The organism is Pseudomonas marincola, assembly GCF_900116605.1.
In the GTDB taxonomy this organism is placed as follows: Bacteria; Pseudomonadota; Gammaproteobacteria; order Pseudomonadales; family Pseudomonadaceae; genus Aquipseudomonas; species Aquipseudomonas marincola.
The window spans coordinates 60,388-75,281 of record NZ_FPBC01000008.1 but is presented as its reverse complement, the minus strand read 5'-3'; the positions used below and the strand labels follow the sequence as shown (position 1 = coordinate 75,281).

The 14,894-nt window shown below is 57.8% G+C and carries 13 protein-coding genes; 4 read left to right on the top strand and 9 right to left on the bottom strand.

From position 1 onward, the window contains the following. Positions 1-6: 6 nt before the first annotated feature. The 3 genes from BM395_RS14065 to BM395_RS14055 all read right to left on the bottom strand — a co-directional run bounded on the left by BM395_RS14065 (position 7) and on the right by BM395_RS14055 (position 3,841). Complete coding sequence (locus BM395_RS14065) at positions 7-984, bottom strand: AAA family ATPase (protein ID WP_090512866.1); 978 nt, start codon at positions 982-984, stop codon at positions 7-9. A 64-nt stretch (positions 985-1,048) separates the two neighbouring features. Next, on the bottom strand, positions 1,049-2,926 hold the full coding sequence (locus BM395_RS14060; protein WP_090512864.1) for an acyl-CoA synthetase: 1,878 nt from the start codon (positions 2,924-2,926) through the stop codon (positions 1,049-1,051). Positions 2,927-3,007: 81 nt separating this feature from the next. Next, positions 3,008-3,841: an SDR family NAD(P)-dependent oxidoreductase gene (locus BM395_RS14055; RefSeq protein WP_090512862.1), complete on the bottom strand. Its 834-nt coding sequence runs from the start codon at positions 3,839-3,841 to the stop codon at positions 3,008-3,010. Positions 3,842-4,358: 517 nt separating this feature from the next. Between BM395_RS14055 and BM395_RS23785 the strand changes: the two genes are divergently transcribed. The 3 genes from BM395_RS23785 to BM395_RS14045 all read left to right on the top strand — a co-directional run bounded on the left by BM395_RS23785 (position 4,359) and on the right by BM395_RS14045 (position 5,978). Beyond that, complete coding sequence (locus BM395_RS23785; RefSeq protein ID WP_170860597.1) at positions 4,359-4,688, top strand: hypothetical protein; 330 nt, start codon at positions 4,359-4,361, stop codon at positions 4,686-4,688. Beyond that, the gene (locus BM395_RS23780) at positions 4,679-4,834 is read left to right on the top strand and encodes a hypothetical protein (protein ID WP_170827760.1); all 156 of its coding nucleotides are present in this window, start codon (positions 4,679-4,681) and stop codon (positions 4,832-4,834) included. Before BM395_RS23785 ends, BM395_RS23780 begins: the two co-directional genes overlap by 10 nt. A 388-nt stretch (positions 4,835-5,222) precedes the next feature. After that, positions 5,223-5,978 carry a FadR/GntR family transcriptional regulator gene (locus tag BM395_RS14045; RefSeq protein ID WP_090512856.1) on the top strand — a complete coding sequence of 252 codons (756 nt, stop codon included), beginning with the start codon at positions 5,223-5,225 and terminating at the stop codon, positions 5,976-5,978. A gap of 71 nt (positions 5,979-6,049) precedes the next feature. Here BM395_RS14045 and BM395_RS14040 read toward each other — a convergent pair whose 3' ends face one another. The 6 genes from BM395_RS14040 to BM395_RS14015 form a co-directional block, all read right to left on the bottom strand. Then, on the bottom strand, positions 6,050-7,483 hold the full coding sequence (locus tag BM395_RS14040) for an FAD-binding oxidoreductase (RefSeq protein ID WP_090512853.1): 1,434 nt from the start codon (positions 7,481-7,483) through the stop codon (positions 6,050-6,052). Positions 7,484-7,547: 64 nt separating this feature from the next. Next, positions 7,548-8,705, bottom strand: coding sequence for an L-talarate/galactarate dehydratase (locus tag BM395_RS14035; protein ID WP_090512850.1), 1,158 nt, complete (start codon positions 8,703-8,705; stop codon positions 7,548-7,550). A 120-nt stretch (positions 8,706-8,825) separates the two neighbouring features. Continuing rightward, positions 8,826-10,346, bottom strand: coding sequence for a tripartite tricarboxylate transporter permease (locus tag BM395_RS14030; protein WP_069900416.1), 1,521 nt, complete (start codon positions 10,344-10,346; stop codon positions 8,826-8,828). Positions 10,347-10,355: 9 nt separating this feature from the next. After that, positions 10,356-10,829, bottom strand: coding sequence for a tripartite tricarboxylate transporter TctB family protein (locus BM395_RS14025; RefSeq protein ID WP_090512846.1), 474 nt, complete (start codon positions 10,827-10,829; stop codon positions 10,356-10,358). Positions 10,830-10,903: 74 nt separating this feature from the next. Beyond that, positions 10,904-11,875, bottom strand: a complete 972-nt coding sequence (locus tag BM395_RS14020; protein WP_069900414.1) for a tripartite tricarboxylate transporter substrate binding protein — start codon at positions 11,873-11,875, stop codon at positions 10,904-10,906. A gap of 98 nt (positions 11,876-11,973) precedes the next feature. Further along, complete coding sequence (locus tag BM395_RS14015) at positions 11,974-13,371, bottom strand: enolase C-terminal domain-like protein (RefSeq protein ID WP_090512843.1); 1,398 nt, start codon at positions 13,369-13,371, stop codon at positions 11,974-11,976. Between the two features lie 537 nt (positions 13,372-13,908). Between BM395_RS14015 and kdgD the strand changes: the two genes are divergently transcribed. Further along, complete coding sequence (kdgD, locus tag BM395_RS14010; RefSeq protein WP_090512840.1) at positions 13,909-14,820, top strand: 5-dehydro-4-deoxyglucarate dehydratase; 912 nt, start codon at positions 13,909-13,911, stop codon at positions 14,818-14,820. The last annotated feature ends 74 nt before the right edge of the window (positions 14,821-14,894 follow it).

The window sequence follows — 14,894 nt, the reverse complement described above, 5'->3', positions numbered from 1 at the left end:
CGGTGCTCATGCCGGAACGGCGACGACATCGAGCATACGTTGCACCACCTGATCGGCGCTGACCCCGTCAGCCACTGCGTCGTAGCTCAGTTGCAGGCGATGACGCAGAACCGGCAGCATGATTGCGCGCACATCATCCGGGGAAACGAAGTCCTGGCCTTCGAGCCAGGCATGCGCCCGTGCTACCCGGTCCAGACTGATCGCGCCACGGGGGCTGGCGCCAATGGAAATCCAGCGGGCCAGGTCGGCGTCGTAATCGGCGGCAGAGCGGCTGGCGTTCACCAGGTCAATCAGATAGCGGTCAATGCTCTCGGCGACATGGATCTCGCTGATTTCAAGACGGGCTTTAAACACCAGCGCCGGATCCAGCCGCTGCACCGCCGGGCGATCGCCCTTGAGGCCCTGTTTTTCTTCGGCGCGAAGCAGGCGCAACACCTCACTTTCATTTTCTGCCGAGGGATAATCCAGTTGCACCTTCATCAGGAAGCGGTCCATTTGCGCTTCAGGCAGCGCATAGGTGCCTTCCTGTTCGATCGGGTTCTGCGTCGCCAGCACCATGAACAACTCCGGCATGGCGTGACTTTCACCCGCCACGGTGATCTGGCGTTCTTCCATGGCTTCCAGTAACGCTGCCTGGACCTTGGCGGGTGCACGGTTGATCTCGTCGGCGAGGATGATATTGCCGAACAGCGGGCCCGGCTCGAAACGGATCTGGTTTTGCCCGTCTTTGCTGTGCAGGACTTCGCCGCCGGTAATGTCCGATGGCAGCAGGTCGGGGGTGAACTGGATGCGGCTCATGCGCGTGTCGAGGTGTTCGGCCAGCGCTTTCACCGTGCGCGTCTTGGCCAGACCCGGCAGGCTTTCGAGCAGTACATGGCCGTTGGCCAACAGCCCCAGCAATACTTGACGCACTACATCATCCTGACCGAGTACCGACTCGCCAATACGGCGTTGCAAGTCCAGAAATTCGTTGCGAATGCTCATAAATCTCCCTTTTCGTACAACGCTTGCAGGTATTCAGGCGAATACCTGCGCGGTGAGTTTCAACTCAGCCCTGATTCACCTCAAGACAGAATGTGTAGTCGGCCAGTGCCTGTTTAACCGTGGCAGCAGATTCGGCAGTGGTCGAAACAATCACGCATTGGCCCAACTTTTTGTCGACCCGTGCGGCCACTTTAAACGGTGTTTGCAGCAGGGCATTCAACTCATCAGTGACCATCTGTTCAATCAGTTGATTGCGCAGTTGCGGCTTGAAGATTTTGCCGACGGCGGTCAACGGCATGGCCTCAACTAGATGGATTTCTTTGGGCACGGCCGCTTTCTCGTGAATGCTTGCCTGAGCGTGGCGCATCAGCTCGTCATGGCTGACGCCAGCTCCTTTTTGCAATTGCAGGAAAATAACCGGCACCTCGCCAACCCGCTTGTCCGGCTTGCCGATCGCCACGGCTTCGGCAACTTCTGGATGCTGGTAGAACGCTTCCTCGATCATTTGCGGGTCAATGTTGTGGCCGCCGCGAATAATCAAGTCTTTGCTGCGGCCGGTCAGCCACAGATAACCGTCTTCGTCGAGACGTCCGAGATCGCCGGTGTTGAACCAGCCTTCGGCAATCCACTGGCCCTCGTTCTGCTGCGCCTGCTTGTAGCCACTGAAAACATTGGGTCCGGAGATGGCTACGCAGCCCGGCTCATTGACCGCGCAATCACGCAGCCACTTGCCCTGTGCATCGACTTCTACAATGCGAATTTTCAGATAGGGCAGGGGTAAACCGACTGAGCCTACCCGGCGTTCGCCGTGTTTAGGGTTGACCGTGCTGCCGCAGGTGCCTTCGGTTTGGCCGTAGGCTTCGAGCAGAACAATACCGGTTTTACGCTCGAACTTACGCATCAATTCGGTTGCCAGCGGCGCTGCGCCGCAGAGGGCGACATCGAGCGATGACAAATCATGGCCCTCGCTTGGCTTGTCGAGCAGGCCACTGAGAATGGTCGGCACACAACTGAAAAACGAGACGCGATAGCGCTCGACCAATGCCCAGAAATTTTCCATCAATGCCGGTGTGCGGTAGCCCGCAGGCGTTGCCAGAATCACCTCGGCGCCGACCAGCCACGGTGCCAGGCCGGTGACGAACACACCGTTGACGTGAAACAGCGGAAGGCCGCAGAGGCACTTACTTTGCGCGTCCAGATTAACCACGCTGGCCATCTGATAGCAGCACACCAGCTCGTTGCGGTGGGTGTGTGGCGCCAGTTTGGGCGTGCCAGTGGTGCCGCCGGTATGAAAGTACGAGGCGATGTCGTCCGGAGCGAATTGGCGGCCACTGATAAGCCGGTCTGCGGGTTGCGCCTTGATCGTTGCGTCGAAGTCGAGCACCGAGTCGCTTAGGTGTTGCGAGCCGTCTGCGCTGGGGGTGAGGTTGACGGTGAGAATATGGCTGAGGCAGGGCGCCAGTTGCTTGATGGCCTGAGCTTTTTGCCACAAATCGCTGCCTTGCATTGGCGCCAGCGTGATCAGCACTTTTGACTGCGCTTCATTAATGATGGCGGCAATATGCTCGACTTCAAGCAGCGGGTTGATCGGGTTGAAAATCCCGGCCGCTTCCGCGCCCCAGATGGCCAGATGAGTTTGCGGCAGGTTCGGCAGCAGCATCGAAACCACGCTGTGTTTGTCTACGCCCAGCTGATGCAAGGCGTTGGCAGTCTGGGTGACGCCAGCGAAGAGTTGGCGGAAGCTCAGATTGATCGATTGTTCATCAAGCGTCGCTTTCGGCAGAAAGCGCAATGCGACCTTGTCGCCGTAAGTGGCGGCCGCATTTTGCAGTAGTTCGTAGGTGCTGTTGGGCAGCGCCAAGTCGGTTACGGCAGTCTGTTCCAGTGCGTGAATGTCCGCGATGGTTGAGATATGCAGGTCGGGGAGAGGAAAAACACCCATGTACACAATCCTTGGCAAGCGCAGCCGAGATTCCGGCCTTCTGGTGAATTCCGGCACTGCGTAGCAGCGCCGGCGAAAGCCCTATTTAAGGCTTAAGGCCTGATCTTCGGCAATCGCTTTAGCCAGATTTATATCGATTGTTCGGCGAAACAGTCCAGAAGCCTTGCGTGCGACAGCGCGCAGAATTTTTGCCCGAAACCCCGGGGTGATCATGAATTCACGCGAGCGGAGGCCTTTCATGATGCCGCTCACGGCTTCATCAACCGTAAGAACGCCGGCGATTTCATTGAGCCGTTTGGTGACATTGCTGCCGTGTTCACGCTCATAGGTCAGCAGCGGCGTGGAGATTTCGCCTGGGCAGATAACCGAGACATCAATTCCTTTGAGTTTCTGCTCAAGGCGCAACACTTCAGCCAAACCAACTACGCCGTGTTTCGAGGCTACATAAGCCGCTTGCGTGTAAGTGCCAACAATCCCGGCTAATGAGGCGACCAGCACCAGATGGCTGCCGCTGTGCATATGACGCAGTGCGCTGGCGGCAAAGTTGCGACTGCCCAGCAGGTTGATCCGCACCACCTGTTCGAACGTCTCGTAAGGCATTTCAGTGAACACGCCAGTGCGCAGAATACCGGCCGAATTGAGGGCGAGATCGGCGGCGCCCAACGTCTGGGCGGCTTCATCCATAGCCGCATCAACCGCTTGGGGATCGGTAATATCCACCACGTACACTTCGACTTTTTGGCTGGCCCTGCATTGTTTACGCAGTTGTCGTAACACTTCGTCGTCGAACTTGAGATCGAATAGCGCCACGCTGCAACCTTCCTCAAGCAGCACGTTGGCGATGTTCAAACCAATGCCGCTTCCACCGCCCGATATATAGGCAACCTTGGGGGTTCCGAACGTCCAGTTACGCATATGTTTTCCTTTCTTGTTATGGGCGAATAACGCTTGGCAGCCTCTGGTTTAAACGCTTTATGCGTGTTTGCCGAGTGCAAAGCAGTGCATTTTTGCCTGCGGCACAATGCCGCTCATAGGTTAGATCCGCCGTATTGATGCGGGCTTTGCAAACTGCGCCTAAAACTTGATATTTCACGAAATGCGAATCCCCCGCTGTATGCGCTGAGGTCATTATTGACGCGGCCTGCAGAAACTTCGTTAGTCAGGTATGCATTCACCACCACTGGTCGAAATCCGGTGCGTTTGCGGCAAATGTTGCAATATTTAAGTAACCAGCCCGGGGGCCTCAAGGCTCCCTCGGCTTGGCTTGCGCTCGTTACTTCAATAATGAGGTGCGTATTCATGAACCTGAACAAGAAAGTATTGGCTCTATCAGCCTGCGCATTGCTGGTGGGCGCGGCAGCCATTGCCCCGTTAAGCATGACTGGTTACTCAACTGCCTATGCAAAGGAGGGCGGTAGCGGCGGTGGAGGCAGTGGAGGCGGAAGCGGTGGCGGAGGTCACGGAGGAAGTGGCAGTGGAGGCGGCGGAAGCGGTGGCGGAGGCCACGGAGGAAGTGGCAGTGGAGGCGGCGGAAGCGGTGGCGGAGGCCACGGTGGAAGCGGCAGTGGAGGCGGAAGCGGTGGCGGAGGTCACGGTGGAAGCGGCAGTGGTGGCGGAGGTCATGGAGGAAACGACAGTGGCCATGATGGTGGTGGTCATCATTCCGGGCATGAAGCCGGTGATGACCATGGAAATCACTCTGAAGCCGGAGATGACCACGGCAACCACAGCGAGGCCGGTGACGATCACGGCATGCATTTAGGCGACGATCGCGGCATGCACGTTGGTGACGACCGTGGCATGCATGTAGGTGATGACCGTGGTATGCACGCCGCAGGAGAAGTCGGCGATGACCGTGGATTACATGCGGCCGGTGAGCCAGGCGATGATCGCGGAGGTAATCGCTAATTGCCCGCACATAAGTTAACAGGCCTCATTCGCAGGTTTATGCGATGAATCCAGCCCCGAGAGTGCGCAGCGGATATCTGCGCAAACCGGGGTTTTAATTAGCTGCTTCAAGTTGTTGCCGCAGGGCCGGGGACACAGGTTGGGTTATTCCTCGGTCTGGCCTCTGGCAGATGATCGACCTGCGCAGAAACCACTTCTATCGTCTGATATCGTAATCACCTGTGAATATGGCATCTTTGCGGTATTGCCCGTCTTTATTGCCCTGTAGCTGATTCGTATTACGCAGAATGTCCTTTATTTATAATAAATGATGCCTTTTTAATGATGTCATCGTACGACTGCTGCGATATGCTTAACCCCACAATTAATGTTGAGAATATAAGCCGTTATGGATACTCAGACTCCGCCGCCGCGTACTCGTCGCAAGCATCGCAGTCTTGCGCAAGAGCTGGTTGCCGAACTCTCCGAGCAGATTCGTGAGGGTCTGATCAAGCGTGGCGACAAGTTGCCTACCGAGTCGGCGATCATGGAGGCTCAGGGCGTGAGTCGCACAGTTGTGCGCGAAGCCTTGTCACGCCTGCAGGCGGCCGGTCTGGTTGAAACCCGCCACGGTATCGGCACTTTCGTGCTCGACACGCCCAGCCCCAGCGGTTTCCGCATTGATCCGGCGACTATCGTCACCTTGCGTGAAGTGTTGGCGGTGCTTGAGTTTCGTATCAGCCTTGAGGTCGAGTCAGCCGGTCTTGCTGCGCAGCGCCGCAGTGACGAGCAGCTCAAGGGAATGCGCGAAGCGCTCGATGCGCTGGAAGATGCCACCTCGCAGACCGGTGACGCTGTCGCTTCGGACTTCAAGTTTCATTTACTGATATCTGAGGCCACCGGTAATCGCTACTTCACCGATATCATGATGCACTTGGGCACCAGTATTATCCCGCGTACCCGCGTCAATTCGGCGAGCATTGCCCATGATGATCAGGCGCATTACATGGCGCGTCTGGGCCGTGAGCATGAGCAGATTTATGAGTCGATTGCCCGTCAGGACCCGGAAGCAGCACGCGCCGCCATGCGTTTGCACCTGACCAACAGCCGCGAACGTCTGCGTCAGGCCCACGAAGCGGCCGAAGCCGAAGCCCTGAACGCCTGATTTCTCCATACGCAAAGCCAGCAGACAGCGCGTGAGCATGTGCCGTCGCAGGTGCTCACGCGCCTGTGCGGTTACTGTTCGGCGGCAAATACTTTGCCCGGGTTCATTAGCCCGGTTGGGTCCAGCGTGCGTTTGATCGCGCGCATCAGTTCGATCTCCAGCGGGTCCTTGAAACGCACCGCCGCAGCTGGCTTCGACTGCCCCAGGCCATGCTCGGCGCTGATGCTGCCGTTAAACTCGCCGGTCCTCTGATAAATGATATCCATGATCGCCAGCTCGTTGGCCTTGAATGCAACATCGTCGGCGCCCACCGGTTTGCTGATGTTGTAGTGCAAATTGCCGTCGCCAATGTGCCCGTACGAGACGATTCGCACGCCCGGGAATGTGGCTTGCAGGGCTTTATCCGTGCGTTCGATAAACGCGGGTATCTGGCTTACCGGGACGCTGATGTCATGTTTGAGGCTCGGCCCTTCATGGTTCTGCGCCTCTGAAATGCCCTCGCGCAGGCCCCATAATGCGGCGGCTTGGCTGTCATTGCTGGCGATCACGGCATCGACCACCAAGCCCTGCTCAAATGCATGACCGAGGCAGGTTTCAAGCAGCTCGGTGAGTGGCGCATCGCTGATCGTGTCGCGTAACTCGATCAGCGCATACCACGGTTGCTCGCTGGTCAGCGGGTCACGACAGCCGGCGACATGGCTCAAGACAAACTCTAGGCTTTGCCGCGACATCATCTCGAAGCCGGTCAGGCGATCGGCGCAGACTCCGCGAATATGGCTGATTAGCTCGATCGCCGCTTCTGGTGAGGGCAGAGCAACCCAGGCAGTGGCCATGCTGTGGGTGGCGGGGAACAGCTTGAGTACAGCAGCGGTGATGATGCCGAGCGTGCCCTCCGAGCCGATAAACAGGTGCTTGAGGTCGTAGCCGGTGTTGTCTTTGCGAAGGCCGCGCAGGCCATTCCAGATACGCCCGTCAGGCAGCACAACCTCTATGCCCAGAGTCAGTTCGCGCATGTTGCCATAACGCAGAACAGCGGTTCCGCCCGCATTGGTCGCGAGGTTGCCGCCCACTGTGCAACTGCCCTCGGCACCCAGCGACAACGGGAACAGACGCCCAGCTTCGCTGGCGGCTTGTTGCAACTGCTGCAGAATGACTCCGGCCTCGACCGTGATGGTCGCGTTGGCCGGGTCGATCTCGCGGATGCGCGTCATACGGGTGAGCGACAGCACCACTTGCTGGCCGGTTGCATCGGGGATCGAGCCGCCGCATAAACCGGTGTTCCCACCCTGCGGTACGAGTGCGACGTTTGCCTCATGGCACAGGCGCACCACCGCCGCGACCTCTTCGGTATTGGCCGGGCGGACGATCAATGCTGCATTGCCTGTGTAGGCGTTGCGCCAGTCGACCAGATAACTGTGCATGCGCTCGGGGTCTTGCACCAGTCCGGCGCTGCCGACGATGCTTTGGATACGGCGAATAAATTCGGGGCTTGTGGCGAGGCTCATCGCGGTCTCCTGTGCTGCCGGTTGCGCTTGGTGTTGGCCGCCTGCAACCAGCAGGTGTGGGGTGCTACGGGCGATTGCCCGCAGTGAATTCCTGTGCGGTCCAGCGTGCGCTCTGTTCACTCAGCGACAAGCCAAGGCCTGGCCGGGTTGGCACCAGCATGCGGCCATCGCGGGTTTCCATGCGTTCGTTAAACAGCGGCTCAAGCCATTCGAAATGCTCGACCCAGGGCTCGCGACTGTAGGTGGCCGCCAGATGGATATGCAGTTCCATGGCGAAGTGCGGCGCAATCATCATGCCGTTGTGTTCGGCCAGAGCCTGGACTTTCAGATAAGGCGTGATGCCGCCAATGCGCGGCGCATCCGGCATCAGATAGTCAGCGCCACCCTGTTTGATGAACTCCCAGTGTTCGGCAACGCTGGTGAGCATTTCGCCAGTGGCGATTGGTGTGTCGAACTGCTGCGCGAGCATGGCATGGCCTTGGGCGTCGTAGCAGTCGAGCGGCTCTTCAATCCAGATCAGGTTGTACTGTTCCAGCTGGCGGCACATGCGCTGGGCGGTTGGCCGGTCCCATTGCTGGTTGGCGTCGACCATTAACGGGAAGGCGTCGCCGAGATGTTTGCGGATGCTGCTGACGCGGTGCAGATCCAGCGCCTGATCGGGCTGGCCGACTTTAAGCTTGATGCCGCCAATGCCTTTTTCGCGCGAGATATCGGTGTTGATCATCAACTGCTCGAGCGGGGTGTGCAGGAAGCCGCCCGAGGTGTTGTAGCACTGCACAGAATCGCGATGAGCTCCGAGCAGGCGAGCCAGTGACAGGTTGGCGCGCTTGGCTTTGAGATCCCAGAGGGCCACGTCGAAAGCGCCGATGGCTTGAGTTGCCAGGCCGCTGCGACCGACCGAGGCGCCGGCCCAGCACAGCTTGTCCCACAACTTGGCGATGTCGCTGGGGTTTTCTCCGATCAGTACCGGAGCGAGTTCCTTGGCATGGGCAAACTGGCCGGGGCCGCCTGCGCGTTTTGAATAGCTGAAGCCAAGGCCACGATGACCGTCTTTGGTTTCGATTTCGACCACCAGAATGGCGATCTCGGTCATCGGCTTCTGCCGGCCCGTGAGAACTTTGGCGTCACTGATGGGATTGGCGAGCGGCACAAATACCGAAGCGACGCGAACCCAGTCAATTTGATCATCATCACCAGACGTGTTGTTTTTCAGGTCTTGCATGCTGATTCTCCCGTGGATGTAGCGTTTTGAAGGGCAGCGTTGCCCGTGCTGTAACAACGTTGGGGCGTTGTCACAGCAGGGTTGGGGTGCAAATTGATGAACTGCGGAGAGGTTGAGCGCTTAGCTGCTCATAAGCTGAGCAACGCCGTCTTTTTTGCCGCGCAGTGCAGTAACCAAATGCCAGGACACTGACAGCGCCGCGAGTGCCAGGAAGGCTGCGGAAATCGGGTTGCTGAGGAAGCCCATGAAGTTGCCGTCAGACAACATCAGGCCACGGCGCAAGTTGGTTTCGGCCATCGGTCCGAGGATGAAACCAATAATGAACGGAGCAATTGGCAGGCCGCCTTTGACGAATCCGTAGCCAAGCAAGCCAAATAGCATCATCGCCCAGACATCGAAGACCCGGCTGTTAAGGCCGAACGCACCGACCACGCAGAGCACCAGAATAATCGGCAGCAAGATGTGCTTGGGTATCGACAACAGCTTGATAAAGATGCGCAAACCGAAGAATTCGAGAAACAGCATCAACACCGAGGCCAGAAGCAGCGCGGCGAAAATGGTGTAGACCAAATCGCCCTGGGTAAGGAACAGCAACGGACCTGGCTGAATACCATGGATCATGAAACCGCCCAGCAGGATCGCCGTGGTGGTATCACCCGGAATGCCCAGGGTCAGTAGCGGAATCATCGCGCCGCCGATACCGGCATTGTTCGCCGTTTCACTGGCAACCACACCTTCTGGTGCGCCTTTACCGAACATCTCCGGGGTTTTTGAACGTTTCTTGGCGGCGATGTACGAGACGATGTTCGAGGTGCCGGCGCCAATGCCCGGCAAAATGCCGATGCCAACACCGATCAGGGCTGAACGCGTGGCGTTAGGGATCTGGAAGATGAATTCCTTGATCGAGAAACCGAAACCCTTGATGCCTTTCATGCTGATGTTCTGCGGCTTGGCGCGATCAGCCGAGCGGCCTTTTTCAGCAAACTTGAGCACCTCGGCCACGGCGAACATGCCGATCATCACCGTGAGCATGGCAAAGCCGCCGTTCAGGCTCGGGTGATCAAAGGTAAAGCGTCGTACGGCCTCAACCGGGGCGATGCCGACGGTTGAGAAAGCAAAGCCCAGCGCGCCTGCAAACAAGCCTTTTACCAGGGAGCCGGTGGACAGCGTGGCGATCAGCGTGAGCGAGAAAACGGCAATCGCGAAGTATTCGTGCGGGCCAAAACTCAGGGCAATATCGGCCAGCATTGGGGCAATGAACATCAGTGCACCAATACTGAAAATAGTCCCCAGAAACGAGAACACCACGCCAAGTCCCAGGGCTTTAACGCCCAGGCCCTGGCGCATCATTGGCGCGCCGTCGAAGGTGGTCGCAATCGATGAGGGCGTTCCCGGAATATTGAGCAATATCGCCGATATGAGTCCGCCAGACGTTGCCCCGATAAACAGTGCAACCAACAGCGACAAGCCAGCAGCCGGGCCCATGGTATAGGTCAGCGGCAAGCACAAGGCGATGGCCATGGTGGCCGAAAGGCCGGGCACTGCACCGAAGACGATGCCGACGGCGACGCCCAGGGTGATCAGCACGAATATATAGGGCGAGAATACGGCGCCGAAGCCTTGTTGCAGGAGTTCAATCATCGCCGTCTCCTAGAAATTCAGTAAGCCTGCGGGCAGCAACAGATCGAAGCTCTCGCGGAACAGGAAGTAGATCGACGCACTCGACACCAGCGCGATCCCGGCATACAGCAGGTGATTGGCTTTCTGATCGAGAGGGGTCAATACGAGGAACTGCACATACAGGTACAGGGCGGTCATGATCGGGAAACCGACGGTTTCCAGCAGGGCCACGTAGATGATGACCAAGGCGAAGCTTTTAATAACGGTGAGGTAATCAATCGACTCTTTTTCAACCGCTGCACCTGCGGTTGGCTTAGGCAGTTTTTTCCAGGCCAGCAGTTGCAGAACGCCCAGCAGACACAAAACGGCTGACAGGATGTAAGGCACGAAGGCTGAATCGACGAAGCCTCTTCTCGGCAATTGCAGGGTCATGAACAAGTAGCCCAGGCCGGCGCCGAGCATCGTCAGACCGATCAGCAACTCGTTTCTTTTGCAGGTATCCATGGTGGATCCTCTTTAATCGTCAGGACAGAGCAGCCGGGCGCTCACCATTCGGGCGCACCCGGCTTGTTGCGGGATTACTTGGTTTGACGCAGCTCATCCTTGAATTGCATGTACGTGTCGCGGCTCTTGCTCAGGATTGCCTTGGCTTCTTCGGTGCCGTAGTAGCTAACCGGTTGCTTGAAGGATTTTTTCAGTTCTTCGGCGTATTCCGGTTGCTCGGTGATCTGCTTCATCACGTCCGCCATTTTGGCGACGATCGCCGGGTCTGTGCCTTTCGGGAAGGCCACCACGTAAGGCTTGTCGATCACCAGATCAACACCCTGTTCCTTGAAGGTCTTGATGTCGCCGAGCAGGGCGTTACGCTCTTCGTTAGGCTGGCCCAGTGCGCTCATCTTGCCGCTGGTCACGTAGTCTTGAACCGAGCCGTAGCTGATGGCGCCCAGATCGATGCGCTTGCCGAGCAGGGCAACGATCTTTTCCGATACGGTGCCGCTGTCGACCAGCTTCAGATCGGTGCCCGAAAGCTTCTCGAACATCAGACCTTGCAGGTGGGAAAAGCTGCCCATTTCAGTGCCGTAGGTGATGGTGTTGGGCTCAGCTTTGGCTTTCGTGATCAACTGATCGAGGGTGTCGATACCCGAGCTTTTGCCCGATACAAACACCGCGCCTTTATCGACGCCGGCGATGCAGGAAATATCGAATGCGTCGTAGCTGTCTTCGCTCAAACCTGCCACTTCGTTAACAATCAGCTGGCCGGTGTGGGTGAACAGGATGGTGTTGCCGTCTGCGGCTGCACCTTTAACCTGTTCGGCTGCCAGCGTGCCGCCACCGCCGGCGACGTTGGTCACGACCATCGACTTTCCGGTGACCTTGGTGAAGTACTTGGCCATCATCCGGGCGTTGAAATCGGTGTCACCGCCAGCATTGGCGATTACCACAACCTGCACTGGGCGAGTCGGCCAGTTTGCTGCATCAGCCGCAACAGCTGCGCCAGCAGTGAGCGAAAGAAAGGAGGCGATAAGGGAGGCGCACAGTGTTTTTTTCATTGTCATTCTCCAGAACTACAGCTTGGTTTTTTGTGTTTATTAGGTGTTTTCTTGCTCGTGCTAAATGTCACCGTGGAGCAGTGTTGCGTGAGCCTGATTCACAGGGCTGGCTCGCGGCCCAGGCTCGGTTTTTTCGGGTCGTACTGCCAGCCAGGCACCAGATAGCGCATGGCCATGGCGTCATCGCGGGCGCCGCTGGCGACTTGCTGATACAGCTCGTGCGCCTGCATGATCCGGTCGATGTCGGGCTCGATACCGAGACCGGGTTTCTGCGGAACACGCACTTCGCCGTCGACAATCTGCAGCGGCTCACGCGTCAGGCGTTCCTGGCCTTCCTGCCATATCCAGTGGGTGTCGATTGCGCTGATACGGCCAGGTGCTGCGGCAGCGGCGTGGGTGAACATGGCCAGTGATACATCGAAGTGATTGTTCGAATGCGAGCCCCAGGTCAGGCCGAATTCTTCGCACATCTGCGCGAGACGAACCGAGCCTTGCAGGGTCCAGAAGTGCGGATCTGCCAGTGGAATGTCGACCGCCTCGAGGCGCAGCGAGTGGCCCATCTGGCGCCAGTCTGTGGCGACCATGTTGGTTGCCGTCGGGATGCCGGTGGCACGCTTGAACTCGGCCATGATCTCGCGGCCGGAAAAGCCATTTTCAGGCCCGCATGGGTCTTCGGCATACGCCAGAATATGGTTCTGGCCCTGACAAACCTCTATCGCCTCAGCCAATGACCAGGCGCCGTTCGGGTCGAGTGTTACGCGTGAGTCAGGGAAGCGCGCCTTGATTGCCGCTACAGCTTGCATCTCTTGCGCGCCGCGCATCACGCCGCCTTTGAGCTTGAAGTCTTTAAAGCCATAGCGTGCGTGTGCGGCGCTGGCCAGATCGGCAATTGCCTGCGGTGTCAGAGCTTCCTGATGACGCAGGTGATACCAGCTGTGCTGGCTGTCATCGCCGCTCAGATAAGGCAAGTCGGTGCGGTTGCGATCACCGATGTAAAACAGATAGGCCAGCATCGGCACCGAATCACGCTGCTGACCGCTGCCGAGCAATTCGGCTACCGGCACACCAAGGTGCTGACCGAGCAGGTCGAGCAGGGCGGCTTCTACTGCTGTGATGACGTTGTCGAGGCGCAGATTGATTTCGTGCGGCTGCTTGAGCACAGCGGCTTCGGACTCAGACGTTACCTGATGCTGAGTGGTCTGCGGGCCGCTGCCGTCGCGTCCGGCAATACTGCGGCGCAGGCTGTTGAGAATGAAGTTGTAGCGTGCCACCGGCTGGCCAATAACCAGCGAGCGGCAGCGCTCCAGTGCCTGACGAATGCCCTCACCGCCAGGCACTTCACCGATGCCGGTACGCCCGTCGTTGTCGGTCAGCAGTACCAGATTACGGGTGAAATAAGGGGCATGGGCGCCGCAGAGATTGAGCAGCATGCTGTCGTGTCCCGCTACGGGGATCACTTGCATGGTTCTGACGATAGGGCTTTTGCAATCACGCATGGCTGCCACTCCCCGCATGGAAAGGGAGAGCGCGGTTGCCAATCTGTGGCAGTTGATTGGCTGTAGCAAATGGGGCAGTGGCATCAGCTGAGAGGCTGGTGCGGGTCAACTTTACGCCGCACCGGATGCAGAGGTGCGGATGGGCCTGTGATGAAAATGGCATAGCAGGGCCTGTAATTCGATTGTTGTTTTTAGTGTTATACGTTGTCGTATGACTTGGCTCGATTATCAACATCTCGAAACCCGCTTGTCAACGATACGATGTCATCGCAAACAGGTATTTCATCGCCTGCAGCGTAAAGAGAGGATTGCTGTGGTTGTGTGTTTGGCTGAGGTTAAGTGGCTTAAGGCCGTCTATTTCATGCTTTTTAAGCAATATTTCGCAGACGTTCGTGTGCTGTAGCTATGCACGTTGCCGGCTACCTATCAATTTACAAGACGACAGGTATGGTTTTATTTATAGTTGTACGATAACGTATGACTACAGCATGAGCTGAACTACTCCCATCACAACTCGCTTTTCAGGGTGTTCGAATAATGAATCCACAAGAACTGAAGTCCATCCTCTCTTCCGGTCTGCTGTCTTTCCCTGTGACCGACTTTGACGCTGCCGGCAATTTCCGTGCTGACACTTATGCGCGTCGTCTTGAGTGGCTGTCGCCATACGGCGCGTCTGCATTGTTTGCTGCAGGCGGCACCGGCGAGTTTTTCTCGTTGGCCCCCGATGAATATTCCGCTGTTATCAAAACAGCTGTTGATACCTGCGACGGCGGTGTGCCGATCCTGGCCGGTGTCGGCGGCCCGACTCGTCTGGCGATTCAGTACGCCCAGGAAGCCGAGCGTCTGGGTGCCAAAGGTTTGCTGCTGCTGCCGCATTACCTGACCGAAGCCAGTCAGGAAGGCGTTGCCGCTCACGTTGAAGCGGTGTGTAAGTCAGTGAAAATCGGCGTGGTGGTTTACAACCGCAACGTTTGCCGCCTGACTGCGCCGCTGCTGGAGCAGTTGGCTGAGCGTTGCCCGAACCTGATCGGCTACAAGGATGGCCTGGGTGATATCGAGTTGATGGTGTCGATCCGTCGCCGCCTCGGTGATCGTTTCAGCTATCTGGGCGGTCTGCCGACTGCCGAAGTCTATGCCGCTGCCTACAAGGCACTGGGCGTACCGGTATATTCGTCTGCGGTGTTCAACTTCATCCCGAAAACCGCGATGGATTTCTATCACGCAATCGCCCGTGAAGATCACGCCACCGTTGGCAAGATCATTGATGACTTCTTCCTGCCGTATCTGGATATCCGTAACCGCCGTGCAGGCTATGCCGTGAGCATCGTTAAGGCCGGCGCCAAAATCGCAGGCTTTGATGCTGGTCCGGTTCGCGCCCCGCTGACGGATCTGCTGCCTGAGGAATACGAGCAGCTGGCTGCTCTGATCGATGCCCAAGGCGCTCAGTAACACCCGTTGAGTTGCTTGTAATACCGCTGGGCTGTTCTGGCCCAGCGTCTTCAAGGCCGCCTAGGTCTGTCTTG

What these genes read in the sequence shown, in the direction of transcription:
- BM395_RS14065 (WP_090512866.1), bottom strand. Translation starts at nt 984, where the DNA reads ATGAGCATTCGCAACGAATTTCTGGACTTGCAACGCCGTATTGGCGAG.
- BM395_RS14060 (WP_090512864.1), bottom strand. Translation starts at nt 2,926, where the DNA reads ATGGGTGTTTTTCCTCTCCCCGACCTGCATATCTCAACCATCGCGGAC.
- BM395_RS14055 (WP_090512862.1), bottom strand. Translation starts at nt 3,841, where the DNA reads ATGCGTAACTGGACGTTCGGAACCCCCAAGGTTGCCTATATATCGGGC.
- BM395_RS23780 (WP_170827760.1), top strand. Translation starts at nt 4,679, where the DNA reads ATGCATTTAGGCGACGATCGCGGCATGCACGTTGGTGACGACCGTGGC.
- BM395_RS14045 (WP_090512856.1), top strand. Translation starts at nt 5,223, where the DNA reads ATGGATACTCAGACTCCGCCGCCGCGTACTCGTCGCAAGCATCGCAGT.
- BM395_RS14040 (WP_090512853.1), bottom strand. Translation starts at nt 7,483, where the DNA reads ATGAGCCTCGCCACAAGCCCCGAATTTATTCGCCGTATCCAAAGCATC.
- BM395_RS14035 (WP_090512850.1), bottom strand. Translation starts at nt 8,705, where the DNA reads ATGCAAGACCTGAAAAACAACACGTCTGGTGATGATGATCAAATTGAC.
- BM395_RS14030 (WP_069900416.1), bottom strand. Translation starts at nt 10,346, where the DNA reads ATGATTGAACTCCTGCAACAAGGCTTCGGCGCCGTATTCTCGCCCTAT.
- BM395_RS14025 (WP_090512846.1), bottom strand. Translation starts at nt 10,829, where the DNA reads ATGGATACCTGCAAAAGAAACGAGTTGCTGATCGGTCTGACGATGCTC.
- BM395_RS14020 (WP_069900414.1), bottom strand. Translation starts at nt 11,875, where the DNA reads ATGAAAAAAACACTGTGCGCCTCCCTTATCGCCTCCTTTCTTTCGCTC.
- BM395_RS14015 (WP_090512843.1), bottom strand. Translation starts at nt 13,371, where the DNA reads ATGCGTGATTGCAAAAGCCCTATCGTCAGAACCATGCAAGTGATCCCC.
- kdgD (WP_090512840.1), top strand. Translation starts at nt 13,909, where the DNA reads ATGAATCCACAAGAACTGAAGTCCATCCTCTCTTCCGGTCTGCTGTCT.